At 60.2% G+C, this 25,155-nt stretch carries 28 protein-coding genes and 2 pseudogenes; 14 read left to right on the top strand and 16 right to left on the bottom strand.

The window, feature by feature from the left end; translation table 11 throughout:
- Positions 1–181 precede the first annotated feature (181 nt).
- The 5 genes from rluB to EKA13_RS19310 form a co-directional block, all read right to left on the bottom strand.
- Positions 182–1,231, bottom strand: a complete 1,050-nt coding sequence (gene rluB / locus EKA13_RS19330) for a 23S rRNA pseudouridine(2605) synthase RluB (RefSeq protein WP_065760907.1) — start codon at positions 1,229–1,231, stop codon at positions 182–184.
- Between the two features lie 146 nt (positions 1,232–1,377).
- A complete protein-coding gene (scpB, locus tag EKA13_RS19325; protein WP_065760906.1) occupies positions 1,378–2,145 on the bottom strand; it encodes an SMC-Scp complex subunit ScpB in 768 nt (255 codons plus the stop codon).
- Between the two features lie 24 nt (positions 2,146–2,169).
- A complete protein-coding gene (locus tag EKA13_RS19320; protein ID WP_176717454.1) occupies positions 2,170–2,901 on the bottom strand; it encodes a segregation and condensation protein A in 732 nt (243 codons plus the stop codon).
- Positions 2,902–2,996: 95 nt separating this feature from the next.
- On the bottom strand, positions 2,997–3,626 hold the full coding sequence (locus EKA13_RS19315; protein WP_099773872.1) for an L-threonylcarbamoyladenylate synthase: 630 nt from the start codon (positions 3,624–3,626) through the stop codon (positions 2,997–2,999).
- Between the two features lie 13 nt (positions 3,627–3,639).
- Positions 3,640–4,503, bottom strand: a complete 864-nt coding sequence (locus EKA13_RS19310; RefSeq protein WP_065760903.1) for a PHP domain-containing protein — start codon at positions 4,501–4,503, stop codon at positions 3,640–3,642.
- 66 nt (positions 4,504–4,569) lie between these two features.
- Here EKA13_RS19310 and EKA13_RS19305 point away from each other — a divergent pair, with 66 nt between their 5' ends.
- The 6 genes from EKA13_RS19305 to EKA13_RS19280 all read left to right on the top strand — a co-directional run bounded on the left by EKA13_RS19305 (position 4,570) and on the right by EKA13_RS19280 (position 8,606).
- Entirely contained in the window at positions 4,570–5,166 is a 597-nt protein-coding gene (locus EKA13_RS19305; protein ID WP_065760902.1) for a septation protein A, read from the top strand.
- 1 nt (position 5,167) lies between these two features.
- Positions 5,168–5,467 (top strand): YciI family protein, encoded by a 300-nt coding sequence (locus EKA13_RS19300; RefSeq protein ID WP_065760901.1) that lies wholly within the window; start codon positions 5,168–5,170, stop codon positions 5,465–5,467.
- A gap of 123 nt (positions 5,468–5,590) precedes the next feature.
- Positions 5,591–5,992: an SH3 domain-containing protein gene (locus EKA13_RS19295; protein WP_065760900.1), complete on the top strand. Its 402-nt coding sequence runs from the start codon at positions 5,591–5,593 to the stop codon at positions 5,990–5,992.
- Positions 5,993–5,999: 7 nt separating this feature from the next.
- Complete coding sequence (locus tag EKA13_RS19290) at positions 6,000–6,677, top strand: response regulator transcription factor (RefSeq protein ID WP_065760899.1); 678 nt, start codon at positions 6,000–6,002, stop codon at positions 6,675–6,677.
- Positions 6,678–6,797: 120 nt separating this feature from the next.
- The gene (locus EKA13_RS19285) at positions 6,798–7,211 is read left to right on the top strand and encodes a Spy/CpxP family protein refolding chaperone (RefSeq protein ID WP_065760898.1); all 414 of its coding nucleotides are present in this window, start codon (positions 6,798–6,800) and stop codon (positions 7,209–7,211) included.
- Between the two features lie 63 nt (positions 7,212–7,274).
- Positions 7,275–8,606 carry a sensor histidine kinase gene (locus tag EKA13_RS19280; protein ID WP_065760897.1) on the top strand — a complete coding sequence of 444 codons (1,332 nt, stop codon included), beginning with the start codon at positions 7,275–7,277 and terminating at the stop codon, positions 8,604–8,606.
- Between the two features lie 31 nt (positions 8,607–8,637).
- On the opposite strand, the gene EKA13_RS19275 is transcribed toward EKA13_RS19280, so the two are convergent.
- On the bottom strand, positions 8,638–9,201 hold the full coding sequence (locus tag EKA13_RS19275; protein ID WP_065760896.1) for a nitroreductase family protein: 564 nt from the start codon (positions 9,199–9,201) through the stop codon (positions 8,638–8,640).
- Between the two features lie 100 nt (positions 9,202–9,301).
- Here EKA13_RS19275 and EKA13_RS19270 point away from each other — a divergent pair, with 100 nt between their 5' ends.
- Entirely contained in the window at positions 9,302–10,756 is a 1,455-nt protein-coding gene (locus EKA13_RS19270) for a TrkH family potassium uptake protein (protein ID WP_065760895.1), read from the top strand.
- A gap of 4 nt (positions 10,757–10,760) precedes the next feature.
- Here the strand turns inward: EKA13_RS19270 and EKA13_RS19265 are convergent, their stop codons facing one another.
- The gene (locus EKA13_RS19265; RefSeq protein ID WP_065760894.1) at positions 10,761–11,783 is read right to left on the bottom strand and encodes an AraC family transcriptional regulator; all 1,023 of its coding nucleotides are present in this window, start codon (positions 11,781–11,783) and stop codon (positions 10,761–10,763) included.
- 160 nt (positions 11,784–11,943) lie between these two features.
- Between EKA13_RS19265 and EKA13_RS19260 the strand changes: the two genes are divergently transcribed.
- Both EKA13_RS19260 and EKA13_RS19250 read left to right on the top strand, forming a co-directional pair.
- Complete coding sequence (locus EKA13_RS19260) at positions 11,944–12,255, top strand: Mpo1-like protein (RefSeq protein ID WP_065760893.1); 312 nt, start codon at positions 11,944–11,946, stop codon at positions 12,253–12,255.
- Between the two features lie 206 nt (positions 12,256–12,461).
- Positions 12,462–13,349: a DMT family transporter gene (locus EKA13_RS19250; protein ID WP_065760892.1), complete on the top strand. Its 888-nt coding sequence runs from the start codon at positions 12,462–12,464 to the stop codon at positions 13,347–13,349.
- Here the strand turns inward: EKA13_RS19250 and EKA13_RS19245 are convergent, their stop codons facing one another.
- The 3 genes from EKA13_RS19245 to recQ all read right to left on the bottom strand — a co-directional run bounded on the left by EKA13_RS19245 (position 13,350) and on the right by recQ (position 16,347).
- A complete protein-coding gene (locus EKA13_RS19245; RefSeq protein ID WP_065760891.1) occupies positions 13,350–13,634 on the bottom strand; it encodes an Rdx family protein in 285 nt (94 codons plus the stop codon).
- Between the two features lie 25 nt (positions 13,635–13,659).
- Positions 13,660–14,094, bottom strand: a complete 435-nt coding sequence (locus EKA13_RS19240) for a MarR family transcriptional regulator (RefSeq protein WP_065760890.1) — start codon at positions 14,092–14,094, stop codon at positions 13,660–13,662.
- Positions 14,095–14,214: 120 nt separating this feature from the next.
- Positions 14,215–16,347, bottom strand: coding sequence for a DNA helicase RecQ (gene recQ / locus EKA13_RS19235; protein ID WP_065760889.1), 2,133 nt, complete (start codon positions 16,345–16,347; stop codon positions 14,215–14,217).
- A 246-nt stretch (positions 16,348–16,593) separates the two neighbouring features.
- Between recQ and EKA13_RS19230 the strand changes: the two genes are divergently transcribed.
- Both EKA13_RS19230 and EKA13_RS19225 read left to right on the top strand, forming a co-directional pair.
- Positions 16,594–17,181 (top strand): UPF0149 family protein, encoded by a 588-nt coding sequence (locus tag EKA13_RS19230; RefSeq protein ID WP_065760888.1) that lies wholly within the window; start codon positions 16,594–16,596, stop codon positions 17,179–17,181.
- A 10-nt stretch (positions 17,182–17,191) separates the two neighbouring features.
- Positions 17,192–17,554: a YbaN family protein gene (locus tag EKA13_RS19225; protein WP_065760887.1), complete on the top strand. Its 363-nt coding sequence runs from the start codon at positions 17,192–17,194 to the stop codon at positions 17,552–17,554.
- A gap of 44 nt (positions 17,555–17,598) precedes the next feature.
- Here the strand turns inward: EKA13_RS19225 and EKA13_RS19220 are convergent, their stop codons facing one another.
- The 4 genes and pseudogenes from EKA13_RS19220 to EKA13_RS19210 all read right to left on the bottom strand — a co-directional run bounded on the left by EKA13_RS19220 (position 17,599) and on the right by EKA13_RS19210 (position 20,867).
- The gene (locus EKA13_RS19220) at positions 17,599–18,198 is read right to left on the bottom strand and encodes a tRNA-uridine aminocarboxypropyltransferase (RefSeq protein ID WP_065760886.1); all 600 of its coding nucleotides are present in this window, start codon (positions 18,196–18,198) and stop codon (positions 17,599–17,601) included.
- Positions 18,199–18,272: 74 nt separating this feature from the next.
- Positions 18,273–19,247: pseudogene (locus EKA13_RS28950) on the bottom strand (methyl-accepting chemotaxis protein); the annotation flags it as partial.
- A 279-nt stretch (positions 19,248–19,526) separates the two neighbouring features.
- Positions 19,527–19,832, bottom strand: a pseudogene (locus EKA13_RS28945) (PAS domain-containing protein); the annotation flags it as partial.
- A 141-nt stretch (positions 19,833–19,973) separates the two neighbouring features.
- Positions 19,974–20,867, bottom strand: a complete 894-nt coding sequence (locus EKA13_RS19210; RefSeq protein ID WP_065760884.1) for a LysR family transcriptional regulator — start codon at positions 20,865–20,867, stop codon at positions 19,974–19,976.
- Positions 20,868–21,087: 220 nt separating this feature from the next.
- On the opposite strand from EKA13_RS19210, the gene speB reads away from it, so the two are divergent.
- Positions 21,088–22,038 (top strand): agmatinase, encoded by a 951-nt coding sequence (gene speB, locus EKA13_RS19205; protein ID WP_065760883.1) that lies wholly within the window; start codon positions 21,088–21,090, stop codon positions 22,036–22,038.
- 144 nt (positions 22,039–22,182) lie between these two features.
- Positions 22,183–23,562 carry a sodium:solute symporter family protein gene (locus EKA13_RS19200; protein WP_065760882.1) on the top strand — a complete coding sequence of 460 codons (1,380 nt, stop codon included), beginning with the start codon at positions 22,183–22,185 and terminating at the stop codon, positions 23,560–23,562.
- Between the two features lie 71 nt (positions 23,563–23,633).
- On the opposite strand, the gene EKA13_RS28645 is transcribed toward EKA13_RS19200, so the two are convergent.
- Both EKA13_RS28645 and ptrR read right to left on the bottom strand, forming a co-directional pair.
- Complete coding sequence (locus EKA13_RS28645; RefSeq protein ID WP_256587577.1) at positions 23,634–23,759, bottom strand: PA1414 family protein; 126 nt, start codon at positions 23,757–23,759, stop codon at positions 23,634–23,636.
- A 124-nt stretch (positions 23,760–23,883) separates the two neighbouring features.
- Positions 23,884–24,777, bottom strand: coding sequence for a putrescine utilization regulator PtrR (ptrR, locus tag EKA13_RS19195; protein ID WP_065760881.1), 894 nt, complete (start codon positions 24,775–24,777; stop codon positions 23,884–23,886).
- A 104-nt stretch (positions 24,778–24,881) separates the two neighbouring features.
- Between ptrR and EKA13_RS19190 the strand changes: the two genes are divergently transcribed.
- Positions 24,882–25,155: YbfB/YjiJ family MFS transporter (locus EKA13_RS19190; RefSeq protein ID WP_125862949.1), on the top strand; the 274-nt coding region annotated here is incomplete at its 3' end.

Genomic DNA, 25,155 nt, shown 5'->3' with positions numbered 1-25,155 from the left:
TATCGGTCGCCTGTAGCCATGGAGAAACTGGCGGCGTGAAACCTAAAGCGGTGTCCACTTTTACTTGACCAGTTCAGACCCGCTCCTACAGCGACAGAGTCAGCGAGGTGAAAGCCTGTGCGCGAGGCCTTTGCCTTAAAAAACAAACCCCCGCTAAAAAGCGGGGGTTTGTCAGCAACGCTTACTCAGCGCGTGGCGGCTTGCCACGGCTGCTGCCTGGACGCTTCGGCGCAGGCTTGCGCTTGTTCATCTCGCTAGGACGCTCTGCGACAGTAGAACGCCCCTTGCGTGGCGCCTCCTCGCGTGGCTGACGTGCTGGACGCTCGGTCGCACCGTCTTTGGCTGGACGCAGCGTACGCACACGTTCACCACGGCCAACTGGCTTGGACGATTTACGCTGCATCCGCTCAAGCTTGTCCTTGACCTTGGCTTTCATGGCCGGCATGGCGACTGGGGTCAGGCCCACTTCGGCAGCCAGGATATCCACTTCGCCCTGGCTCATTTCGCGCCAGCGGCCCATCGGCAGATCGGAGTTGAGGAACACCGGGCCGAAACGCACGCGCTTCAGGCGGCTGACCACCAGCCCCTGGGATTCCCACAGGCGACGAACCTCACGGTTGCGCCCTTCCATCACCACGCAGTGGTACCAATGGTTGAAGCCTTCACCGCCAGGCGCTTCCTGGATGTCGGTGAAACGTGCCGGGCCGTCTTCAAGCATGACGCCGTTTTTCAAACGGGTCAGCATGTCTTCGTCGACCTCACCACGCACACGCACCGCATACTCGCGGTCCATTTCGTAGGACGGGTGCATCAGGCGGTTGGCCAGTTCACCGTCAGTGGTGAACATCAACAGACCCGTGGTGTTGATGTCGAGACGACCGATGTTGATCCAGCGGCCTTCTTTCGGGCGAGGCAGGCGGTCAAACACGGTCGGACGGCCTTCCGGGTCGTCACGGGTACAGATCTCACCATCAGGCTTGTTGTACATGATCACGCGGCGCACGGTTTCGGACGCCTCTTCACGTTTGATCAGGCGGCCATCGACCGAGATGGCGTCATGCAGGTCGACGCGCTGGCCAAGGGTGGCTGCAACGCCATTGACCTTGATGCGACCTTCACCGATCCAGGCTTCCACGTCACGACGCGAGCCTACGCCAATACGTGCGAGCACTTTTTGCAGTTTCTCGCCGGCTGGACGGGGTTGGGGTTCTTGCAGGTCTTGTTCACTCATCTGGGCACCTCCCGGTGTACTGAAAATCATGGTGTGGGCACACTGATGCCCAAACGGGCGCGAATGATACGCCGAACGCAGACGCGGCGCATCACAGACGCATTGAAAATCGCCGGCCAACGGGCATTTTCCGCTCGAAGGTGAGCTCAGTCGCGAGGCAAATCTTCGACAGATTCCGCTTCTTCAGCTGGCGGCGAGGGTTCATCGAGCAGGTCCTCGAAGTCGGTCTTGAGCCCCTCCTCCATCGAGTCGAGCTCAACCAGCAGGCTGTGAAAACTGGTTTCCTCGCGCTCGGCTTCGGGCTCGGCACTGGCATCCGCCAGCGCCTGCAAATGAGCAGGTACGGGAGCATCGTCCGGATCAAGCAGCGGCTCGGGTTCCATTTCCCTCAGTTCGGCCAGTGGCGGAAGCTGGTCGAGGCTCTTGAGGTTGAAATGATCGAGAAAGGCCTTGGTGGTAGCGAACATTGCGGGCCTACCCGGCACTTCCCGGTAGCCAACGACACGAATCCACTCGCGCTCCAACAGGGTCTTGGTGATGTTGCTGTTGACCGCCACACCGCGCACGTCTTCGATCTCGCCACGGGTGATGGGCTGGCGATAGGCGATCAGGGCCATGGTCTCCAGCAGCGCACGTGAATAGCGCTGCGGACGCTCTTCCCAAAGCCGCCCGACCCAGGGGGCATAGTCTTCGCGAATCTGCAGACGGTAGCCGGAGGCCACCTCCTTGAGTTCGAACGCACGGCCATTGCAGGACTTGCGCAGCACTTCCAAAGCCTTTTTGAAGACCGCAGGCTCCGGGCGCTCGGCTTCCTCGAACAGCTCAAAGAGCCGCTCCAGCGATTGCGGCTTGCCCGACGCCAACAGAAAGGCCTCAAGCAGGGGCGCCAGGTCCCGCGGGTCGTTCAGGTTCATTGCCATGCTCGTTGCTTGTAGGGGTTACTCGGCACGCGCCCGGACATGGATCGCGGCAAAGGGCTCATTTTGCACCAGTTCGATCAAGGATTCCTTGACCAGCTCAAGGATCGCCATAAAGGTCACTACAACGCCCAGCTTGCCTTCTTCTGCCGTAAACAGCTCGACAAATGGCACGAAACCGCCGCCCTTGAGACGTTCAAGCACCTCGCTCATGCGTTCACGGGTGGACAGCGCCTCGCGACTGACCTGGTGGCTCTCGAACAGATCGCCACGGCGCAGGACCTCGGCCATGGAGACCAGCAGCTCTTCAAGGCTGACATCAGGCAGCAACTTGCGCACCTTGGCTTGAGGCGCCTCAAGCCTGGGCACGATCACATCACGCCCCACGCGACTAAGCGCGTCAATGCCTTCGGCGGCGGCCTTGAAGCGTTCGTACTCCTGCAAGCGGCGAATCAACTCGGCACGCGGGTCGTCTTCCTCGGCCTCGATCTCGGCCGAGCGCGGTAGCAGCATGCGCGACTTGATCTCGGCCAGCATCGCCGCCATGACCAGATACTCGGCAGCCAACTCCAGGCGCACGCTCTTCATCAACTCGACGTAACCCATGTACTGGCGTGTAATTTCGGCCACAGGGATGTCGAGAATGTCGATGTTCTGCTTGCGAATCAGATAGAGCAACAGGTCCAGAGGCCCTTCAAAGGCCTCAAGAAAGACCTCAAGCGCATCCGGCGGGATGTACAGGTCCACCGGCATTTCGGTCAGGGCCTGGCCATAGACCAGCACCAGCGGCAACTCTTGCTGCGCCCCTGCCTGTGGATCGACCAGCGACTCGGTGATGACGGCCTGGCTCACGCTTCGACCAGAAAGGGGGCAGGGTCGCCGCAGCCCACGCGCACCACTTCCGGCTCGCCTTCAGCCAGATTGATGACTGTGGACGCCTTGAGGCCGCCAAAACCACCGTCGATGATCAGGTCGACATGGTGCTCCAGGCGCTGGCGCATTTCATATGGGTCAGTCATGGGTTCGTCATCACCCGGCAAGATCAGACTCACGCTCATCAAGGGCTCACCCAACTCTTCAAGCAGCGCCAGCATGATCGGATGATCCGGCACCCTGAGGCCGATGGTACGGCGCTTTTCATGCATCAATAACCGTGGCACTTCACGGGTAGCATTGAGGATAAAGGTGTATGGCCCCGGCACATGGGCTTTGAGCAAGCGAAAGGTACCGGTATCGATCTTGGCATACAGCCCCAACTGCGACATGTCACAACACAGCAGTGTGAAGTTGTGGTTTTTGTCCAGCTTGCGCAAATGCCGAACCCGTTCAATGGCATTTTTGTCGCCGATCTGGCAACCCATTGCATAGGCCGAATCGGTGGGGTAGATCACCACCCCCCCCTTTCGGATAATCTCCACGGCCTGCTTGATCAGGCGCGGCTGCGGATTCTCCGGATGAATCTGGAAAAATTGACTCACGTTTTCTACCTGTTCAGACCGCGTCGATAGGCTGCTCATGCTTGAATCGGCGCCATAGAGGCGGCAGATCCTCGGGCAATGGCCGGTAGACACCGATCTCCGACCAGGCGCCCGGACCATGGAAATCACTGCCGGCACTGGCCAGCAGACCGAATTCACGGGCCAGGATGGACATAGTGCCGACCTGTTCAGCTGGCATCATCCCATTCACCACTTCCAGCGCTTGCCCGCCTGCTTGAATATAGTCGGCAATCAGCCGACGGCGCTTGCTGCGCGTAAATTCATAGTGCAGCGGGTGCGCCAAACTCACCCAGGCGTCCGACTGACGCAAGGTTTCAACGGTGTCCTCCAGGCTCGGCCAGTGCTGCTTGACGTCGCCCAGCTTGCCAGCCCCGAGCCATTTGCGAAACGCCTCTCCACGATCCTTGACGTAGCCGGCACGCACCAGAAATTCGGCAAAATGCGGTCGGGCCGGGGCATTGCCGCTGTCGCCGAGCTCCTTCTGAATGTCCCGTGCACCGTCAAGCGCCCCGGTCATGCCTTTCGCCGCCAACCGTCGGTCGATTTCCTCGGCACGCAACCAGCGCCCCTGATGCAACGCATCAACTGCGGCATTCAGCGGTGCGGCATCGAGTGGAAACCCATAGCCCAGCACATGAATGGTGGCACCGCCCCAGGTACAGGACAGCTCTACGCCACTGACCCACTGCATGCCCAGCGCACGCGTGGCGGTACGCGCCTCAATTTGCCCTTCAAGGGTGTCGTGGTCGGTCAGGGCCAATGTCCGCACGCCGTGTTCATGAGCCCGGGCGACCAGAGCCGTGGGCGACAAGGCGCCATCGGAGGCCGTACTGTGGCAGTGCAGATCAACATTCATAGGTGGCGCTTTCGCTGTCATTGATGTTTGTTATTATGCCGTCACATCCTGCTTCTGGCTGCCACTGTGAAACAATTCATCGATTTCATCCCGCTGATCCTGTTCTTCATCGTCTACAAACTTGAACCCCGTGCCGTCGAAATTGCCGGCCACGCCTTCGAGCTGGGCGGTATCTATAGTGCTACAGCGATGCTGATCATCAGCTCACTGGTGGTCTATGGCGCGTTGCTCATCCGTCAGCGCAAGCTGGAAAAAGGCCAATGGCTGACCCTGGTCGCCTGCCTGGTATTTGGCGGCCTGACACTGGCCTTCCACAGCGAGACCTTCCTGAAATGGAAAGCGCCGGTGGTGAACTGGCTGTTTGCGCTGGCCTTTGCCGGTAGCCACTTCGTCGGCGATCGCGTGCTGATCAAACGTATCATGGGGCACGCCCTGACGCTGCCGGCACCGATCTGGAACCGCCTGAACGTCGCCTGGATCCTCTTCTTCCTGTTCTGTGGCGCCGCCAACCTCTTCGTCGCATTCACGTTCCAGAGCTTCTGGGTCGACTTCAAGGTGTTTGGCAGCCTGGGCATGACCGTACTCTTCCTGGTCGGCCAGGGCGTGTACCTGTCCCGCCACCTGCACGACAGCGACACCACCACACCGAAAACCGAGGACTGACATGCTCTACGCCATCATCGCCAGTGACGTTGCCAACTCGCTGGAAAACCGCCTGGCTGCGCGACCTGCCCACCTGGAGCGCCTGCAGCAACTCAAGGCTGAAGGCCGCATCGTACTGGCAGGCCCGCACCCGGCCATCGACAGCAACGATCCTGGTGCAGCGGGTTTCAGCGGCAGCCTGATCGTCGCTGAGTTCGAGTCGCTGAGCGCCGCTCAAGCCTGGGCTGACGCCGACCCGTACGTTGCCGCCGGGGTTTATGACAAGGTTATCGTCAAGCCGTTCAAGCAAGTCCTGCCGTAATGCCAGAGGCGGTGCGCACAACAGCGCACCGCCTGCCAGCCTGCCTTTCTAGCGCCAATCGCTCATCATTCTCGTTAAACGGCCGACAACCTCTGGAACACTCAAGTGGAATCAGGAGTTCCGATGCGTCAAGGTCCGTTGTCCCTGCTGCTGTCCCTGTTGCTGTTGAGCCCGCTTGCTCAGGCCGAAGAGGCCGTTGCCAGCACCCCGCTGTCACTCAGTGCCGGCAGCCAGATCACCGAGCTGCAACAGCGTTTGAAGGAAAGCGAAGCACAGCGCCAGGCGCTGACCCAACAACTGCAAACGCTCGACAACACACGCGAAAGCACTCAGCTGAGTGAACTTCGCCAGGAAAACCAGCGTTTGAAGGCTCAGGTCAAGGCGCTGCAAACCAACAGCCCGATAAAACTGTTGACCGATCAACAGCAATGGTTCGTGATTGGCGGTGGAGTTGCCCTCTTGGCAGCACTCTGCGGTATCTTTGCCAGCGGCAGCTACAGACGGCGCCGGCAATGGTTGAATTGAGTGAGACATGAGCGAGCTGTTACTGATCGATGATGACGAGGAACTCTGCGAACTGCTGAGCAGTTGGCTGACCCAGGAAGGCTTTCAGGTGCGTGCCTGCCACGATGGCCAGAGTGCGCGCAAGGCCTTGGCCGAGTACGCGCCAGCCGCAGTGGTACTGGACGTGATGCTGCCCGACGGCAGTGGCCTTGAAGTGCTCAAGCAACTGCGCAGCGAACATGCCGAGCTGCCTGTGGTGATGCTGTCAGCTCGCGGCGAGCCACTCGACCGCATTCTCGGCCTGGAGCTGGGCGCCGACGACTACCTCGCCAAACCCTGTGACCCTCGAGAACTGACTGCGCGCCTGCGCGCCGTGCTGCGACGCAGCCACCCGGCAGCGCCACCCAGCCAGCTGGAAATCGGTGACCTGAGCTTCAGCCCGGCCCGTGGTGTCATCAGCATCGACGAACATGAGCAAACCCTGACCCTCTCCGAAAGCCGCATTCTCGAAGCCCTGCTGCGTCAGCCCGGCGAGCCGCTGGAAAAACAGGAGCTTGCACAGATCGCCCTCGGACGAAAACTTACGCTCTACGACCGCAGCCTGGACATGCACGTCAGCAACCTGCGCAAAAAGCTGGGCCCACACCCGGATGGCCGCCCGCGAATTGTCGCACTGCGTAGCCGTGGCTATTACTACAGCCTCTAATGTCAGGCCGACGCCAACGACTCTTTACCCAAGCTTTACGCTTGCCTGACCGCCGCTGACCTTGATCTCCCTACACTGAGCACATCCGGCCACTACCGGCTTCAGACAAGGAGACTCACCATGCGCAAGACCCTGATCGCCCTGATGCTCGCTGCGACCCTGCCAACGGTCGCCATGGCCATGCCCGAGGGCGGCCCGCACCAAGGCGAACACCACCGCGGCGGCGCGCCCTTTGCCCAACTGGACCTGACCCACGAGCAACGCCAACAGGTCCGCAAGCTGATGGGCGAACAAATGAAAGAGCGTCACGAAATCACCCAGCGCTACCTGGAGAAACTCCCGGCAGCCGATCAAAAAGCCATGAAAGACGAGTTGAAGGCCAAGGAAGACAAAACCCAGGCTGACATTCGTGCACTGCTCAAACCCGACCAGCAAAAGCAGTTCGACGAAATGAAGAAGAAAGAGGCTGAGCGCCGCGCCGAGTGGAACGAGTTCAAAGCCTGGAAAGCTGAAAAAGCCACCAAGGCCCAGTAAGCTGTGCCACAACTGCCCGGTCTGCCACCGCACACCGGGCATTTTCCGTTAGAGGTGCCTCCTTTGCGTTCATTGTTCTGGCGCATCCTTGCCAGTTTTTGGCTAGCCATCACGCTGGTTGCCGGCCTGTCGATCCTGTTGGGCCACATGCTGAACCAGGACGCCTGGATTCTCAGCCGTCATCCTGGGCTGAACACACTGGCCAAAAACTGGACCGAACGCTATGAACGGGACGGCCCGGAAGTCGCTCAGGACCTGCTGGAACAGCGAAAACGGCAATATCACATCGACGTCCAGGTGCTGAACGACGGTGGAGATGCTGTCGTCCCCGGGACCTTCCCGCGCCGCGCCGCCGCCTTTGAGGCTCGCCGCCACAATGATGAACGGCAACTCCCCTGGCGTCGCCTCACAGAGGAGTACACCAGCCCCGACACGGGCGACACCTACCTGCTGATCTATCGCATCCCACACCCGGAACTCGACGCCTGGCACCGCGAAAGCCTGCTCTGGCCATTGAGCGCATTGGGCATTGCACTGGTCGTGCTGACCCTGTTCAGCCTGTTGGTGACCCTGTCGATCACTCGCCCACTGGGCAGGCTGCGCGGCGCAGTGCATGACCTGGGGCAAACCACCTACCAACAGAACAGCCTGGCTCGGCTGGCCAGCCGACGTGACGAGTTTGGCGTACTGGCCAACGACTTCAACCGCATGGGCGCACGCCTGCAAAGCCTGATAGGCAGCCAGCGCCAACTGCTGCGTGATGTGTCGCACGAGCTGCGCTCGCCACTAGCACGCCTGCGCATCGCTCTGGCCCTTGCAGAGCGCGCCGGGCCGGAACAACGCGAAGCGCTATGGCCGCGACTGACCCGTGAATGCGACCGACTGGAAGCCCTGATCAGTGAAATCCTGGCATTGGCCCGTGTCGATGCCGAACAGGCCAAAGCCGAGCCGATTGACCTCTCGGCGCTGCTGCTGAACGTACAGAAGGATGCACTGCTCAATGCACCAGAGCAGGACATACACTTGGACAGTGAGCCCGGGATGGCCCTTCAAGGCTGGCCGACACTGCTGGAGCGTGCGCTGGACAATCTGTTGCGCAATGCCCAACGCTTCAACCCGCCAGGGCAGCCTATTGAGCTCAAGGCCACTGGTGACAGTGAACGGATCGTCATCAGCGTGCGTGACCATGGCCCTGGTGTAGCCGGCGAACATCTCGAGCGACTGGGTAAACCATTCTTCCGAGCCCCCGGGCAAAGCGCAGCAGGTCATGGCCTGGGGCTGGCCATTGCACGGCGAGCAGTGGAACGTCATGGCGGCAGCCTCACACTGGGCAATCATCCGCAAGGCGGCTTTGTAGCAACCCTGACGTTACCGTCGCAAGGTGCTGCACAGTAACCTCATCGGGTTACTGGCAGCACAGAACGACTTAGCTCGGCATCGACCAGGCGCTGACAAAGTCCTCGGTGGCCAGTATCGGCGCTGTACGAGGTTCGTTCTGAGGCGTGCCCAGGTACAGAAAGCCAATAACCTCCTCGCCCTCGGCCAAACCCAGCCCCTTGGCCACATGGGCGCTGTAGGACAGATCACCGGTACGCCACACCGCGCCGATCCCCTGGGCATAAGCCGCCAACAGAATACCGTGCGCCGCGCATCCTGCGGCCAGGCGTTGCTCCGACTTGGGCACCTTGAAGTGGTCCTGCAAACGGGCAATGACCACGATCAACAGTGGCGCCCGCAACGGCATGGCACGGGCTTTGTCCAGCGTCGCCTGGGTCGCATCCCCCTTGAGCTCGGTCGCCTCGACCAGCAACTGCCCCAGTTGTTCGCGTGCTGCGCCTTCAACGGTGAGAAATCGCCATGGCCGCAGCTGACCGTGATCAGGTGCCCGCAAGGCTGCCTGAAACAGCGCCTCACGCTGTGCAGCATTCGGTGCCGGCTCCACCAGGCGTGGAACGGAAACACGGTTGAGCAATGCGTCGAGAGCCTCCATCGGCTACCCCCTGTAATTAAATGTGAGGCTATTCTAGCGTTTACATAAAAAGGTCCATAGGTAGAATGGCGCCTTTCCGCATCGAGTCAGAGCAGATCACATGGCGTTGCCGACCTTAAGGATCATTGGTTTCATTATCGGCATCTTCCTGATTACCCTGGCAATCAGCATGGTCGTGCCCATGGCCACCCTGGTGGTTTTCGACCGCACTGGCGACCTGACCTCATTCCTCTGGTCCAGCCTGATCACCTTTCTGGCCGGCCTGGCACTGGTCGTTCCCGGACGCCCGGAGCACGTGCACCTGCGCCCACGGGACATGTACCTGCTCACCGTCAGCAGTTGGCTGGTGGTGTGTATCTTTGCTGCATTGCCCTTTCTGCTGACCCAGCACATCAGCTACACCGACGCATTTTTCGAAAGCATGTCGGGTATCACTGCCACCGGAGCCACCGTACTCAGCGGCCTGGACACCATGTCGCCAGGCATTTTGATCTGGCGCTCGCTGTTGCACTGGCTTGGCGGTATCGGCTTCATCGCAATGGCTGTGGCGATTCTCCCGTTGCTGCGTATCGGTGGTATGCGCCTGTTCCAGACCGAGTCTTCGGACCGCTCGGAAAAGGTCATGCCGCGCTCACACATGGTCGCCAAGTCGATTGTCATGGTTTACGTCGGTTTCACCACCCTCGGCGCTCTGGCGTTCTGGCTCGCTGGCATGAACCCGTTCGACGCCATCAACCACGCCATGTCGGCCATTTCCACCGGGGGTTTTTCCACCTCCGACCAGTCTCTTGCCAAGTGGGACATGCCCGCCGTGCATTGGGTTGCCGTGGTGGTGATGATACTCGGCAGCCTGCCCTTCACCCTGTATGTCGCAACGCTGCGCGGTAACCGCAAGGCACTGTTCAGAGATCATCAGGTTCGCGGGTTGCTCGGCTTGTTGCTGGTCACCTGGGCGGTACTGGGCACCTGGTACTGGGCCACGACCAGTCTCCACTGGCTCGAAGCCCTGCGCCATGTAGCGCTGAACGTGACATCCGTGGTGACCACCACCGGTTTTGCCTTGGGCGACTACAGCCTCTGGGGCAACTTCTCGCTAATGCTGTTTTTCTACCTCGGCTTTATCGGCGGCTGCTCAGGTTCGACCGCTGGCGGGATCAAGATCTTCCGCTTTCAGGTCGCCTATACCCTGCTCAAGGCCAACCTGAATCAACTGATCCACCCCCGCGCGGTGATCAAACAGAAGTACAACGGGCATCGTCTCGACGAAGAGATCGTGCGCTCGATTCTGACCTTTTCGTTCTTCTTCGCCACCACGATCTGTGTCATTGCCTTGGCCTTGTCGTTGCTGGGCGTAGAGTGGATGACCGCTCTGACCGGTGCAGCAGCCACCGTTTCAGGCGTTGGGCCGGGACTGGGCGAGACCATCGGCCCTTCCGGCAACTTCTCCAGCCTTCCGGATGCTGCGAAATGGATTCTGGCGGGCGGCATGCTGCTCGGCCGTCTGGAAATCATCACGGTGCTGGTGCTGTGCATGCCAGCGTTCTGGCGTCATTGACCCGCTAAGCGCTCGGCACACACCCACTCAGGCGGGCCCGGTATTCTCCGGGCGTCTCATCAAACCAGCGGCGGAAAGCCCGAAAAAAGTTGCTCGGGTCAGCAAACCCCAGCAGATAGGCCGCCTCTAGCAACGTCATGCCCGGCTGGGCGAGGTACTGCTCAGCCAACTCACGGCGGGTGTCATCGAGCAAGGCCTGGAAGCTGGTGCCTTCTTCCTGCAATCGTCGCTGCAAGGTGCGCTGAGACAGGTGAAGCGCCTGGGCAACCAACTCCCGTTTCGGCTCGCCCTGAGGCAACATCCGGCATAGCACCTGACGGGCCCGATGCGTTACGCGGCTCTCGGAAAACCGCGCCAGGTACTCACCCGCGAAACGATCATGCAAGGCAGCCATGGCCTCGTTGGCGGTGGGCAATGGCGCTTCCATGTCTTTGCGCTCGAAAATCAACGCATTGTGCTCGGCACCAAACACCAGCGGGGCTTGGAAGGCCTGGCGATAGGGCTCCTGATCGACAGGCTCCGGCCCATGGATCAACACCCGCCGCAACTGGATAGGACGACCGCTGAGCCAACTGGACAGCGACAAGGCACACGCCAACGAGGCTTCGGCGCTATGCCGGGTCGGCGGCAGGTGATCGCCATGCACCGTCAGCACCAATGCATAACCCTCAGGCTCCAGGCGAAACGCCAGATCGGAGCTTTCAGCAATGATTCGTTGATAACGCACCAGACGCTCGAATCCTTCCGCCAGGGTTCGACTGGACATCAACGCATAGCCGACGACGTGAAAGGAAGCCGGGCGCACCACACGGGCCAGGTTCAGGCCAATCGCCTGATTGCCGGACAGCTCCACTGCCAACTGCCAAAGGCGGGTCATGGAGTCCTGTGGAAAGCGTGCATCGGGGTCATCCAATGCCGCAAAATCCAGCCCGAGCTGGGCAAACATGGCACGACAATCGAGCCCTTCCAACTCAAGTGCCTTGACGATTCCCGTTGCCCAGCTTGCTGAAGTGGTTCTTACGCTCATGGCTGGCTTCTTTTAAGTTCACATACCGCGATGCGGTGAACCAGAAGGATACTAAAACGGCGCCCATTGTCACTGGCTGATGTAGCTAATGACTCTAGACTCGATTCAGGCTCCACGTCGTGTATCGTGGCCATATCCGATAAACCAAGGAAGCGTTATCGTGAACAGCCCTCAGCATTTCAGCAGTTTTGCCGAGTTCTACCCCTACTATCTGGGGGAGCATAGCAACACCGTCTGTCGCCGCCTGCACTTTGTCGGCACCAGCCTGGTCATCGCGCTGGCTGCCTACACGGTGGCCACTGGCAACTGGGCGCTGCTGCTGACGCTACCTGTTGCAGGCTACGGATTCGCTTGGGTCGGGCATTTCTTTTTTGAAAAAAACCGTCCAGCCACGTTCAGCCACCCGCTCTACAGCTTGATTGGCGATTTCGCGATGTACCGCGACATGCTGCGTGGCAAGATCACCTTCTAGCCCGGTGTTCACGGCAGACTCGATATTTACGCCGCGTCACTACAATCATGACCTGATTACCCACAGCCATGAGCACCCACAACGGGTGTTCGATCTGCGCGGCCGCCTGGACTTCAAAGCCGAAGGACGCGAGGATCGCGACAGACAGGCAGCACAACCGACTTTTACACTGAGCAGGCTGCCTCACTCAAACAACAAGGAGCTCCATGAATCACCGCACCGCCCTGGGCGCCTTGCATATTGGCGCGCTGTTTTTCGGCCTGACTGGCGTGTTTGGCAAGCTTGCCAGCGCCGCACCGTCGATCATCGTCTTTGGCCGAGCGGTGTTCGCGGTAGCGGCACTGGCTGCGTTCGCAGCCCTCGCCGGGCAAGGCTGGATACGCCTGCGGCATCAGGACTGGCAACGGCTCACACTCGGCGGAGTACTGCTGGCGGGGCACTGGGTCAGCTTCTTCATTGCCGTAAAGGTCGCCGGCGTCGCGATCGCCACCCTGGGCTTTGCCAGCTTTCCGGCCTTCACCATCATCCTTGAAGGCCTGCTGTTTCGCGAACGCATCCGTGGCAACGAGGTACTTTTGGTAGCGCTGGTCAGCCTTGGCCTGATTCTGGTCACCCCCGACTTCAACCTTGCCAGCGAAGCCACCGGCGGCCTGCTGTGGGCGTTACTTTCCGGGCTGCTGTTTTCATTGCTGTCGCTGATCAACCGCGCCAACTCCGGACGCGTCCCTGCAGTCCAGGCTGCCCTCTGCCAAAACGCCGTGGTCGCCCTGTGCCTGCTGCCCCTGGCGGCGCCGGAGATCAGCGCGGTACCTGCACTGGACTGGTTGTGGATTGGTCTGCTCGGGGTGTTCTGCACAGGCGTTGCCCACAGCCTGTTCGTCGCCAGCCTCGCGGTCATCAAGGCTCGCACTGCGGCGGTGGTCTTTGCCATGGAGCCGGTCTACGGCATTGCCATGGCCTGGATGATTTTCGCAGAGACGCCCACACCGCGCATGCTCATGGGCGGTGTGCTGATCATTCTCGCTATTGTCGTATCCAGTCGCATGGCCACAGGCCGCCAAGGCAAGAAGCTCAAGGCCGCCGAGCTCGCCTGATCAAGGCCGGTCGTTGTGCCCCAGGTCGCGCAGCGGATCGATCTGGTCGCGTACACGCTGCTTGAGCACTTTGGCCTCAGGGAAACCGCCATCGGCCTTGCGCTCCCAGATCTGCACACCGTCGCAGGTAATACGAAAGGCGCCTCCCGTGGCCGGCTCAAGCGCCACCCGCGACAGGTCATCGCTAAAGGTACTGAGCAGTTCCTGAGCCAGCCAGGCAGCACGAAGCAGCCACTGGCACTGAGTGCAATAGGTGATGACGATTTCAGGCTTGTGCAGGGTCATGCGGGTACTGTCTCCTGACCGGTGACTAGGACTTCTCCAGGTTTGCCAGAATGCGTGCATGCACACGCATGCAGATGCTCAACTCCTCTTCATCGACCCCCGTGAACAGCTCGGCACGCAAGGCATTGGCGATGGTTTCGATCTGTTCGATCAGAGGTTTGGCGGGAGGGCAGAGCAAAATTTTCTTCGCCCGGCGATCCTCCAGGACTGCCTGACGACGCACCAGGCCCTGGGCCTCCAGGCTATCGAGCAAACGGGCCAGGGTCGGTCCCTCGACGCCAACACTCTGCGCAAGTTCGCGTTGAGTTGGTGCCTCTTCGAAACGGGCCAGGTGCAGCAGCACCAGCCAACGCGCTTGCGAAAGGTTCAATCCGGCCAGGCGGCGATCCAGTTCGGCGCGCCAGCCACGGGACATCTGCGCCAGTTGCATCCCAAAGCGGTGGTGATCGGTCAACGGCATAACACACTCATCATCAAAAACAATTATTAGTCAGCTAACCATGACCGAGCCCCTTAGGCAAGGCTCTGACACCAGGCATTTTGTCCAACAATCGTTATAAATGATGACATTAGCGGTGTTTTACATCTCAAATTCAGCGGCCAGGGCAGCCCGAACGCAGTACAACACCCCTTCTGGTACTCGTGCCCCGAACTGCCCGGCAATCGCCGAAACTGGCGGCAACTCACCCTCGCCATCAAGGAACGCGTCCTGAAGCTCGAGCAACAGGTCTTCCGGCAAATCCAGCGCCTGCTCCAATGACAACTCCTGACGACCAATGGCTTCGGCCAGCAGGCTGTAGACGTTTTTTTCGCTGCATTGCAGTTGGCCGGCGATCTGGATCGGTGTCATGCCGGCACGGGCCAGGGTCACCAACTCGTGACGCAGATCGACCACAACCTTGGGCGTTTCAGCCTCGCCACCGAGCACCTCAAGGAAGGCCTGACCATAGCGCTCCAGCTTACGCGCACCGACACCACTGACCCGGGCCATTTCGCTCAGGCTGCTCGGTTGGCTGCGCAGCATTTCGAGCAACGTCGAGTCGGGGAAGATCACGTAAGGCGGCACGCCATGCTCCTCGGCCAACTTGCGCCGCAGCGCACGAAGGGCCTCCCATTGCTCGCGCTCTTCACCACGCACCAACTGGCTCGCCGGGCTGCCGGAGCTGCCAGTGCCTTTGCTGGTCTGCGGTTTGAGATCTCGACGCAGCTCCAGGTTGACCTCGCCACGCAGTAACGGGCGGCAACTGTCGGAAAGGCGCAGGCCGCCATACCCTTCAAGGTCGATATCAGCCAGGCCTCGGGCAACCAGTTGACGGAACAGCGAGCGCCACTCCCCTTCCTGGCGCGCCTTGCCGACGCCAAACACCGACAACTGTTGATGGCCAAAACTACGCACTTTTTCGTTATCACGACCGAGCAATACGTCGATCAAATGGCCAACACCATAGCGCTGCCCCGTACGGTAGATGGCCGAAAGGGCCTGGCGTGCCGGCTCGGTCGCGTCCCAGGTCTGTACGCTGTCAACGCAGTTGTCACAATGACCACACGGCTGCTGAAGTTCTTCGTCGAAGTAGTTCAGCAATATCTGACGCCGACAGCGGGTTTCCTCGCACAAGGCCAGCATGGCGTCGAGCTTGTGCTGCTCGATGCGCTTGTGGCGCTCATCACCCTCGGAGTTTTGCAGCATCTGCTTGAGCATCACCATGTCCTGCAGGCCGTAGGCCATCCAGGCATCGGCGGGCAGCCCGTCACGGCCGGCGCGACCGGTTTCCTGATAGTAGGCCTCCAGTGACTTGGGCAAGTCGAGGTGAGCGACAAAACGCACGTTGGGCTTGTCGATACCCATGCCGAACGCAATGGTCGCGACCATGATCAGGCCCTCCTCGTTGAGGAAGCGCCGCTGGTTGCTGGCACGGGTTTCAGCGGGAAGACCGGCATGGTAGGGCAAGGCCGGGAAGCCCTGATCACAGAGGAAGGCTGCAACATCGTCGACTTTCTTTCGCGACAGGCAGTAGACAATACCGGCGTTGCCACGGCGCTCGCCAAGGAACGCCATCAACTGCTTGCGTGGCTGCTCCTTGGGCACTATGCGATAGAAAATGTTCGGCCGATCGAAACTCGACAGAAAGCGCTCGGCATTCTGCAAATGCAGACGGGTAACGATTTCCTCGCGGGTACGCATGTCGGCCGTGGCCGTCAGGGCAATACGCGGCACGTGCGGAAACAGTTCGGCCAACTGCCCCAGTTGCAGGTACTCCGGACGGAAATCGTGGCCCCATTGCGATACGCAGTGCGCCTCGTCAATCGCGAACAGCGCAATCTCCAGGTCGCGCAGGAAATCCAGCATACGCGGCTGAACCAGACGCTCAGGCGCCAGGTAGAGCATCTTGATTTCGCCGCGCCGGATCTTCCCGGCCAGCTCGCGCTGCTGCTCGGCACTCAGGGTCGAGTTCAGCGAGGCAGCCGCCACCCCCAGCTCATCGAGGGTTGCAACCTGGTCTTCCATCAGGGCAATCAGGGGCGAGACAATCACCGCCAGACCATTGCGCAACAACCCCGGCACCTGATAGCAGAGCGACTTGCCACCACCGGTAGGCATCAGCACCAAGGCGTCCCCGCCCTTGGCCACACATTCGATGATCGCACCCTGGCGACCACGGAAACTGTCGTAGCCGAAGATATCCTTGAGGACGCGCTGAGCCTGTTCGAGCATAGAAACTCCAAAAATCGCAGAACCATCCTCGCCACAGGCTGGATGAAAAACCGATCCGCCTCATCCGAAAATGCGTAAGCGGCTTTTACCCCGGGACCGCCACGCAGGGCTCCCGACACAAAAGCCGGGCATTATACCCGAGCACCTGCCCGCGCAGGTGCCTCTACGATAGAGCGTCTTCCTTTGCATCGTTTGCACCGCAAGGTGCTAGAATTCATTATCGTTTATTCCCAAGGTAGCCCTGTAATGTCCTTCGCTGAGCAATTGAACCGCCTGCAAGCCTTCCTCGACGCCGACGAGTTGCATGAGGAAGCGCTGGACTACGTTGCCGCTCATGGCTACCTGACCGCGCTGTCGATCTGCGCCGAAGCCGTGCCCGAGCGTGAATGGATCGACGCCCTGTTCTCCGAAGAGCCGCATTACAAGGACGACGCACAGCGCACCGAGATCGAAACGACGCTGATCAAGCTCAAGGAACACATCGCGCGCCAACTGGCCAGCGACGAGGAGTTCGAGCTGCCATGCGACCTGGACCTTGGCGACGAGCCGGACGACTCCGAGTTGCGCGGCTGGTGCATCGGTTTCATGGAAGGCGTATTCCTGCGTGAAGAAGCCTGGTTCGAGACCGCGGAAGAAGAAGTCAGCGAAATGCTGCTGCCGATCATGGTCGGTTCCGGCCTGTTCGACGAGCAGCCTGAATTTGCCGACATCGCCAGCGATGCCAACCTGATGGACGACATGATCGTGCAGATCCCCGAGGCGCTGACTGCGCTGTATCTGCTCTGCCATGCGCCAGACGAGAAGCCAGCGCTGCTCAAACCCCGCCACCACTGAGTTTTTACCGATGCGTTACCTGCTGCTGGCCATCGGCTGGCTCAGCGTTGCGCTGGGGGTGATCGGCATCTTCCTGCCGGTACTGCCGACCACCCCGTTTCTGCTGCTGGCAGCAGCCTGCTTTGCGCGCAGCTCGCCCCGTTTTCACGACTGGCTGATCAACCACGCCCAACTGGGCCCGTGGATTCGTGACTACCTCAACGGCAAAGGCATTCCCCTCAAAGGCAAGGTCTACGCCATCGGCCTGATGTGGGCAAGCATCAGCCTGTCCTGCTACTTGGTACCCTTGCCGTGGGCGCGTGGTTTCATGCTGACCAGTGCGGTGTTGGTCAGCGTCTACATCTTGCGTCAGAAAACCCTGGTTAAACGTTGACAGCCTATGCCGTTGGCGGGAGCCGCCGCGCTTTGCACAAACACTCAGCGCACATGGTTACGCGCGTAGGTCTCACTGCCCATCGCCGCAATCTGCCCTTCGATCAGTGCGTCGAATGGCTTTAGCAACCCGTCAAACACGTCCGGCGCCTCGAGCACGTTCAATGCCTGCACCACCGCCTCCAGCGTCGATAAAGCGCCTGGTTCCGGCGCCTTGCGCAACCGGTAACGCGACGGCTGAACGGTTGCCAGGCTGACCCTCGGCAAGCCCTCCAGCAACGGGTTCAGGTGCAACAACTTGCGTGCCTTGCGCCAGGTTCCGTCAGGCACCACCAGCAGCCAGGGACGCGAGTCCTGGTCGTTACTGTAGGGACCAAGCGCTTGCGCTTCATCTCCAGGAAACAGCACGGCAACCCGGTAACCGGGGGTCGCGATCAGATCGGGCAGGTCATCAAACACTTCGCCCACCCGCAACTCGGCATTGCGCAGGCCCAAGCCAGCCAGGCGAGCAGTGTTCAGCGCATGGCGGACTTCACTTGGGTGCTGCAAAAGCACGACGCGTGTACGGCTCTCAAGGCTGGGGATCAAGGGGCAAAGGCAGTGGTTTTGCGGTCGCAGGCAGCGCTCGCAGTTGATTCTGGACATCGATTTCTCCTGAGTGCACAAGTGTGCCACAACAGGCTCGAAAAGCTTACCCACATCCCTGTGGGTAGCCGGGGCTAGCGGTTGAAGCGTTCTGCCAGGCTGTACAGGTAATCAGCCATGTGTTCGAGGTCCCGACTGATCTCTGCGCCTTGCTTGGCCTGATCGGCGCTGTGGTCGCAGAGCTGGGCGATACGGGTAATCTGCTGATTGATGTCCTCGGCCACATGGCTTTGTTGCTCGGAAGCCGTGGCCATTTGTTGGCTCATGCCCGTAATGCGGCTCACGGCCTGGCTAATACCGACCAATGCTGATTGCACGGCCTCAACGCGCTGCACACTGTCACGGGAAATCTGCTCGCCCTTGGTCGCGGTGCTCACGGCGCGCTCGGCACCGGAACGCAGCGAGGCAATGATCTGGTGGATTTCCTCGGTGGACGTACGGGTACGCTGGGCCAGCGAGCGAACCTCATCGGCCACGACCGCAAAGCCCCGCCCCTGCTCCCCCGCCCTGGCGGCCTCAATGGCCGCGTTCAGCGCCAGCAGGTTGGTCTGCTCGGCAATCGAGGTGATCACATCCACGACGCTGCCAATCGACTGGGTCTGGTCAGCCAAGGCATGCACCGCCACGCCAATGTTGTTTACCGCTTCGCTCATACTGCTCATCGCTTGCAAACTCTGCTGAGCCAGATCACTGCCCTGCTGAGTCAGCTTGTCGGCATCGGAAGCGGCAATGGCCGTGTTCTGCACATTGTGGGTCACCTCCTGAATCGTCGCGGCCATTTGCGCGATGGCCGTGGCGGACTGGTCGGTCTCATTGCGTTGACGATCGAGCATCTGCGCCTGGGAGCCCGACAAATCGGAAGATTGCGCCGCCCGCGCCTTGACCCCGACGCCCGCGTCAACCAACCGGGTCAGTGCGGTCTGCAGCCGGGCCTCCTCACTGATAATGGCCAGCTCCAACTGCCCCAGCAACCCCGCATTGTCACTGTAGGTCAGTGCAACCAGCGGGCTGGTGAAGGCTTTGGGGTGCTCCGCCAAAGTGCGCTTGATGGCGCGGTTCTGTCGCGATTCGGTCAGGTACCAAGCCGCAAGCAGGCTCGCCGCCAACACCCCCAGCGCCGCGTATTGCGGCAACCACAGGTACCCTGCTGCCGACACGCCTCCTGCAACCAGCAATGGCCAGCCATGAGCCAACTGGGTGCCCAGCCGTGCAGCGACCGGTAGCGCCGAACGCCCTTGGCGCAAGCGCCCATACAATGCAGAGGCGCGGCGAATCTGCTCACGGCTCGGCACTGAACGTACCGACTCATAACCGCTGATCCGGCCATTTTCATAAATCGCCGTAACGTAGGCACTTACCCAGTAAAAATCGCCGTTCTTGGCCCTGTTCTTGACCACGCCCATCCAGGGCTTTCCCTGCTTGATGGTCTCCCACATATGGGCAAACACCGCAGGCGGCATATCGGGATGACGTACCAGGTTGTGCGTCTGGCCTACCAGTTCCTCATTGGTAAAACCACTGATCGAGATAAAGGCATCGTTGCAGTAGGTAATGCGGCTATTCAGGTCGGTGGTGGAGATAAGCCGCTGTTCATTGGGAAAGGTTCTTTCATGCTCAGTTACGGGCAAATTCATGCGCATCTGGGCGTTCCCTGCTTGGAGGAAGATGATAGAAAATCATCAAGCAAAGGAAGGTTTAGCAGAGCCTTTACGGGCGTGATGGCGAAAAACCCAGAAATTTCCCGATTTTCGAAAAATATTTCCCAGACATACCGTTCAGGCCGGCATGAGCTGTGCCTTGAGCAAATCACGAAAGGTCTGGATCAACGGTTCGCGGCTGCGCCCGCGGCGGATGATCATGGAAAATGGCGCTTGGTAACCGAAAGTCGCCGGGGACAGCACCCGCAAATCGCCCTTGTCCACCCAGGCCTGGGCATAGTGCTCGGGCAAATAACCAATGTAGGCACCGGACAACACCAGGATCAGCTGTGCCTCCATGCTCTCCACCGTTGCCGCGCTGTGCTTGAAACCATGCCGAGCAAGTTCCGCCTGGCTCCAGTAACCGCGCCCGACCATGCGCTGCTGGGTAATCACTTGCTCGGGAATACGCCGTTGCAGGTAGAGCGGATGGCGATTGCTGCAGTACAACCAATGTTGCTCGCGGTACAGCGGCTGATACAGCAAGCCACTCATGCGTGTGGAAAACGCGCCAATCGCCAGGTCCAGGCGGTTGTCCTGCACGCCCAACTGCAACTCGTAAGGGCTGGACACCGACAAGTGCAAATGCACCGCCGGGTGCTCCTGACTGTATGCACCAATGGCCTCGGCCAGCGGCAAGGCCCGGTCACCAACCGTTGAATCGATCACGCCCAGATTAAGCGTGCCACGCAACTCGCCTTTGAGCGCTGCAGCGTACTGCTCGAAACCTTCCATTTCCGCCAGCAAGCGCAACGTTTCCTGATGAAACAGTTCGCCCTTGCTGGTCAGGCTGAAGCCACCGCGCCCCCGATGGCACAGCACGATCCCTAACGCAGATTCCAACTGGCTCATGTAGGTGCTGATGGCCGAGGTCGACAGGTTCAACTCTTGCTGGGCATTGGCGAACCCTTGATGACGCACGACGCTGACGAAGATGCGCAGCAGTTTCAGGTCAGGCAATGCGTTGGCCATGTTCGGTTGATCCGTGGGGGATGGTCTGCAAAGTCTAACCAGCACCGGGCGCATAGTTCATAAAAATCTGAAGTAAGTATTTAGCTGTAGCGATTCTTTTCAACCACTACGTTTTGCAGACTCCGCCACAACCCGGCCTGTGCGCGGTGTTTCAGTTGCTTTCCCGCTTCAGCCCGACAGGTTTCAACCACTAAAACTATCGAATCGATGAGGCCAGACCGTGGACAAGATTCTTCATCAACCGCTGGGCGGCAACGAAATGCCGCGCTTCGGCGGTATCGCCACCATGCTCCGTCTCCCCCACCTGCAAAGCGCAGCCGGCCTGGATGCCGCGTTTGTCGGTATTCCGCTGGACATCGGCACCTCGCTACGCTCAGGTACTCGCTTCGGCCCGCGGGAGATACGCGCCGAGTCGGTGATGATCCGCCCTTACAACATGGCAACCGGTGCCGCCCCCTTCGACTCACTGTCGGTGGCCGACATCGGTGATGTGGCAATCAACACGTTCAATCTGCTCGACGCGGTGCGGATCATTGAAGAGGCCTACGATCAGATCCTGGCACACGATGTGATTCCACTGACCATGGGCGGCGACCACACCGTGACCCTGCCGATCCTGCGTGCCCTCCATAAAAAGCACGGCAAGGTCGGACTGGTGCATATCGACGCCCACGCCGACGTCAATGACCACATGTTCGGCGAAAAAATCGCCCACGGCACCACCTTCCGCCGCGCAGTCGAAGAAGGCCTGCTGGACTGCGACCGGGTGGTACAGATTGGTTTGCGCGCCCAAGGCTACACCGCAGAGGATTTCAACTGGAGCCGCAAGCAGGGCTTCAGGGTGGTTCAAGCCGAGGAGTGCTGGCACAAGTCGCTAGAGCCACTGATGGCTGAAGTGCGCGAGAAAGTCGGTGGCGGCCCGGTCTACCTTAGCTTTGACATCGACGGTATCGACCCGGCCTGGGCGCCTGGTACCGGCACGCCAGAAATCGGTGGCCTGACCACCATACAGGCCATGGAGATCATTCGTGGCTGCCAGGGCCTGGACCTGATCGGCTGCGACCTGGTGGAAGTGTCCCCGCCTTATGACACGACCGGCAATACCTCGTTGCTCGGCGCCAACCTGCTCTACGAAATGCTGTGCGTATTGCCGGGCGTGGCACGCCGTTAAAGCAACACCTCCAGGACAACCGCCACGGCAGGAAGCCATGACAGTGCGGCCGCTGACCGGCCCGCTGTACTGAAGAATGCCCCGGGCGGCCATGGCCGCCCGCGAGGTCGATCTCGCCATAATAAAGACAATCGGAGACACCCCATGGCCCTGGATATTTTCGTTGTACTGATTTATGCCGCCGGCATGCTCACGCTCGGCTGGTATGGAATGCGCCGAGCCAAGACTCACGAAGACTACCTTGTCGCTGGCCGCAACCTCGGCCCGACCCTGTACATGGGCACCATGGCCACGACCGTACTGGGCGGCGCGTCTACCGTTGGCTCTGTACGCCTTGGCTATGTCCATGGTATCTCGGGTTTCTGGCTTTGCGCCGCCTTGGGCATGGGCATCATCGCCCTGAACCTGTTCCTGGCCAAACCGCTGTTGCGCCTGCGTATCTTCACGGTCACCCAGGTACTTGAGCGCCGCTATAACCCCATGGCACGTCAAGCCAGTGCCGCGATCATGCTGGCTTATGCACTGATGATTGGGGTGACCTCTGTCCTGGCCATCGGCACCGTTCTGGAAGTGCTGCTCGACCTGCCGTTCTGGCTGGCCATTGTGCTCGGCGGTGGCGTGGTCGTGACCTACTCAACCATCGGTGGCATGTGGTCACTGACCCTGACAGACATCGTCCAGTTCGTGATCAAGACCGTCGGCCTGATGTTCATCCTGCTACCGGTGTGCCTGTACAAGGTCGGGGGTTGGGATGAGTTGGTGAACAAACTGCCAGAAGCCAGTTTCAGCTTCACAACCATCGGCTGGGACACCATCATCACCTACTTCCTGATCTACTTCTTCGGCATCCTGATCGGTCAGGACATCTGGCAACGGGTGTTCACCGCGCGCGACGAAAAGGTGGCTCAATATGCCGGTACGACCGCTGGCGTCTACTGTGTGATCTATGGTCTGGCCTGCGCTCTGATCGGTATGGCAGCACATGTGCTGATGCCTGACCTGAGCAACCCCAACAACGCCTTCGCCGCCGTAATCAAGGGCACCCTGCCCGATGGTATCCGCGGGTTGCTGATGGCTGCTGCCCTGGCTGCCATGATGTCCACCGCCAGTGCTGGCCTGCTGGCAGCCTCCACCACGCTGACCGAAGACCTGCTGCCACGGCTGCGCGGCGGCAAGCAGTCGAGCCTGGGAGTGAACCGTCTGTTTACCTGCCTGACCGGTATCGTGGTGCTGGGCATTGCACTGGTGGTGAACGACGTGATCAGCGCGCTGACCCTGGCTTACAACCTGCTGGTCGGTGGCATGCTGATTCCGCTGATCGGCGCGATCTACTGGAAGCGCGCGACCACTGCAGGCGCAATCACCAGCATGGTGCTGGGTTTTGGTACCGCACTGGTATTCATGTTCAAGGATGGCCTGGAAGCCAATACGCCCATCTACTACAGCCTGGCAATTGGCCTGATCAGCTTCATCGCGGTCAGCCTGATGTCACGCCAACCCGTAAAAGCAGCAGAACTGGCCTGAGCTGAATCTGACCTGAACATACCGTCGCATTCGCCATGATGCGACGGTTTTCAGGCCGATACTGCGCCAGTTTACTTGCGCGGCTGGCGTTTGCGTTGCTCCTCATCACTGGGAATCGGAACCGGTTGCAGCGGTGGCGGAATCAGGCCAAGCGCAACAGCCAGGTCATGTAGCCAGTTATACAGCGCATTTTTCATGACATCCCCCTTACGGGCTATCTGGTGCGGCAAAGAAGTCCTGCGGCGCTTCATAGAGATCATAGCCCGATGTCCTTCTCTGCGCACCGCTGAATCTGACAAAGAAAACACGGCTTGACCTCGATCAAGCGCTGACCATACGGCATTGCACGGGCTCAAGCCGGTCTTCCTGCTGCAACGCCACCCAGGCACTGAGGTTCGCCCCCAGCATGCCCTTGCGCCACATCAACCAGGTGGTGGCCTCGTCGAGCGGTGACTGCAAACGGTGAACCGCCACGCTTTCACGCCCCGGCAGGCTCTCCAGCATGGATTGCGACATCAGTGCGACACCGGCGCCGCCAATAACGCAAGCCAACATGCTGGGGTAGGACTCAATTTCCATCACCCGGCCCATGGCCGCATGGTCGTGGGCATACCAGGCTTCAAGACGCATCCGGTACGAACAGCCCTGACGAAAGGTGAATACCGCACGCCCTGCCACATCACGGGCACTGCGCACCGGGGGATGATCGGCCTCGGTGATCAACACCAGGGTTTCATCGCACAGCGGCACACCATCCAGGCCCGCCAGGCTCAACGGACCATCGACCAGTGCAGCATCCAGGCGCCCACTGAGCAAGCCCTCAAGCAGTTCACCACTGGGCGCCGCCTGCACCTGCAAATTGACCGCGGGGTAGGCCCGATGATAACGCGCCAGCAAGGCCGGTAAATGGATGGCAGCCGTGCTGTACATGGTGCCAAGCACAAAATTCCCTGCCGGTTGGCCGCCCTGCACTGCGGCAAAGGCCTCATCGTGCAAGGCCAGCAGGCGTCCGGCGTAATCCAGCAACACCTTTCCTGCCGGTGACAACTGCAGACGCTGTCGTTCGCGACGAAACAGCTCTACGCCCAATTGCTCCTCAAGTTGGCGCAGGCGCGTCGACAGGTTGGACGGCACCCGATGCAACTGCTCGGCAGCCCGGGTAACCGAACCCGTCTCGGCAACCGCCTGAAAGATTCTCAGCTGACTGAGCTCCATGGTCATTCTCTAAAAAAGAACAGGTTCATCATAATTATTCAATTTTATTGAAAGTCAATGCGCACTAGCCTGACGGTCATCGAACCTTGCATTGGAGACCCGTCATGTCCCCGACTCTGCGCCTGCTCGCCAGCTTCGTCGCCTTGATGATGGCGATGGGCATTGGCCGTTTTGCCCTGACCCCACAACTGCCACACCTGATCAGCGAAGGTCAGTTGGGCCTCAGTGCTGCCGGGGTGGTGGCGGCAGCCAACTACCTGGGTTACTTCGTGGGCGCGCTGGACGGCATGTTTGCGCGCCGGCCCGGGCAGGTCCGGCTGCGCTTGCTGGCCGGACTGTGGCTGTGTGTACTGCTGACCCTGGCGTCGTTCTGGGCGA

This window comes from Pseudomonas defluvii (assembly GCF_001695625.1).
Taxonomy (GTDB): Bacteria; Pseudomonadota; Gammaproteobacteria; order Pseudomonadales; family Pseudomonadaceae; genus Aquipseudomonas; species Aquipseudomonas defluvii.
Note: the sequence above shows the minus strand (reverse complement) of the source record. Positions and strands in the feature narration are given on the sequence as shown.

Coding starts and splice junctions, on each gene's coding strand:
- rluB (WP_065760907.1), bottom strand. CDS start 1,231: ATGAGTGAACAAGACCTGCAAGAACCCCAACCCCGTCCAGCCGGCGAG.
- scpB (WP_065760906.1), bottom strand. CDS start 2,145: ATGAACCTGAACGACCCGCGGGACCTGGCGCCCCTGCTTGAGGCCTTT.
- EKA13_RS19320 (WP_176717454.1), bottom strand. CDS start 2,901: ATGCCGGTGGACCTGTACATCCCGCCGGATGCGCTTGAGGTCTTTCTT.
- EKA13_RS19310 (WP_065760903.1), bottom strand. CDS start 4,503: ATGAATGTTGATCTGCACTGCCACAGTACGGCCTCCGATGGCGCCTTG.
- EKA13_RS19300 (WP_065760901.1), top strand. CDS start 5,168: ATGCTCTACGCCATCATCGCCAGTGACGTTGCCAACTCGCTGGAAAAC.
- EKA13_RS19295 (WP_065760900.1), top strand. CDS start 5,591: ATGCGTCAAGGTCCGTTGTCCCTGCTGCTGTCCCTGTTGCTGTTGAGC.
- EKA13_RS19290 (WP_065760899.1), top strand. CDS start 6,000: ATGAGCGAGCTGTTACTGATCGATGATGACGAGGAACTCTGCGAACTG.
- EKA13_RS19285 (WP_065760898.1), top strand. CDS start 6,798: ATGCGCAAGACCCTGATCGCCCTGATGCTCGCTGCGACCCTGCCAACG.
- EKA13_RS19275 (WP_065760896.1), bottom strand. CDS start 9,201: ATGGAGGCTCTCGACGCATTGCTCAACCGTGTTTCCGTTCCACGCCTG.
- EKA13_RS19270 (WP_065760895.1), top strand. CDS start 9,302: ATGGCGTTGCCGACCTTAAGGATCATTGGTTTCATTATCGGCATCTTC.
- EKA13_RS19265 (WP_065760894.1), bottom strand. CDS start 11,783: ATGAGCGTAAGAACCACTTCAGCAAGCTGGGCAACGGGAATCGTCAAG.
- EKA13_RS19250 (WP_065760892.1), top strand. CDS start 12,462: ATGAATCACCGCACCGCCCTGGGCGCCTTGCATATTGGCGCGCTGTTT.
- EKA13_RS19245 (WP_065760891.1), bottom strand. CDS start 13,634: ATGACCCTGCACAAGCCTGAAATCGTCATCACCTATTGCACTCAGTGC.
- EKA13_RS19240 (WP_065760890.1), bottom strand. CDS start 14,094: ATGCCGTTGACCGATCACCACCGCTTTGGGATGCAACTGGCGCAGATG.
- recQ (WP_065760889.1), bottom strand. CDS start 16,347: ATGCTCGAACAGGCTCAGCGCGTCCTCAAGGATATCTTCGGCTACGAC.
- EKA13_RS19230 (WP_065760888.1), top strand. CDS start 16,594: ATGTCCTTCGCTGAGCAATTGAACCGCCTGCAAGCCTTCCTCGACGCC.
- EKA13_RS19225 (WP_065760887.1), top strand. CDS start 17,192: ATGCGTTACCTGCTGCTGGCCATCGGCTGGCTCAGCGTTGCGCTGGGG.
- EKA13_RS19220 (WP_065760886.1), bottom strand. CDS start 18,198: ATGTCCAGAATCAACTGCGAGCGCTGCCTGCGACCGCAAAACCACTGC.
- EKA13_RS19210 (WP_065760884.1), bottom strand. CDS start 20,867: ATGGCCAACGCATTGCCTGACCTGAAACTGCTGCGCATCTTCGTCAGC.
- EKA13_RS19200 (WP_065760882.1), top strand. CDS start 22,183: ATGGCCCTGGATATTTTCGTTGTACTGATTTATGCCGCCGGCATGCTC.
- EKA13_RS28645 (WP_256587577.1), bottom strand. CDS start 23,759: ATGAAAAATGCGCTGTATAACTGGCTACATGACCTGGCTGTTGCGCTT.
- ptrR (WP_065760881.1), bottom strand. CDS start 24,777: ATGGAGCTCAGTCAGCTGAGAATCTTTCAGGCGGTTGCCGAGACGGGT.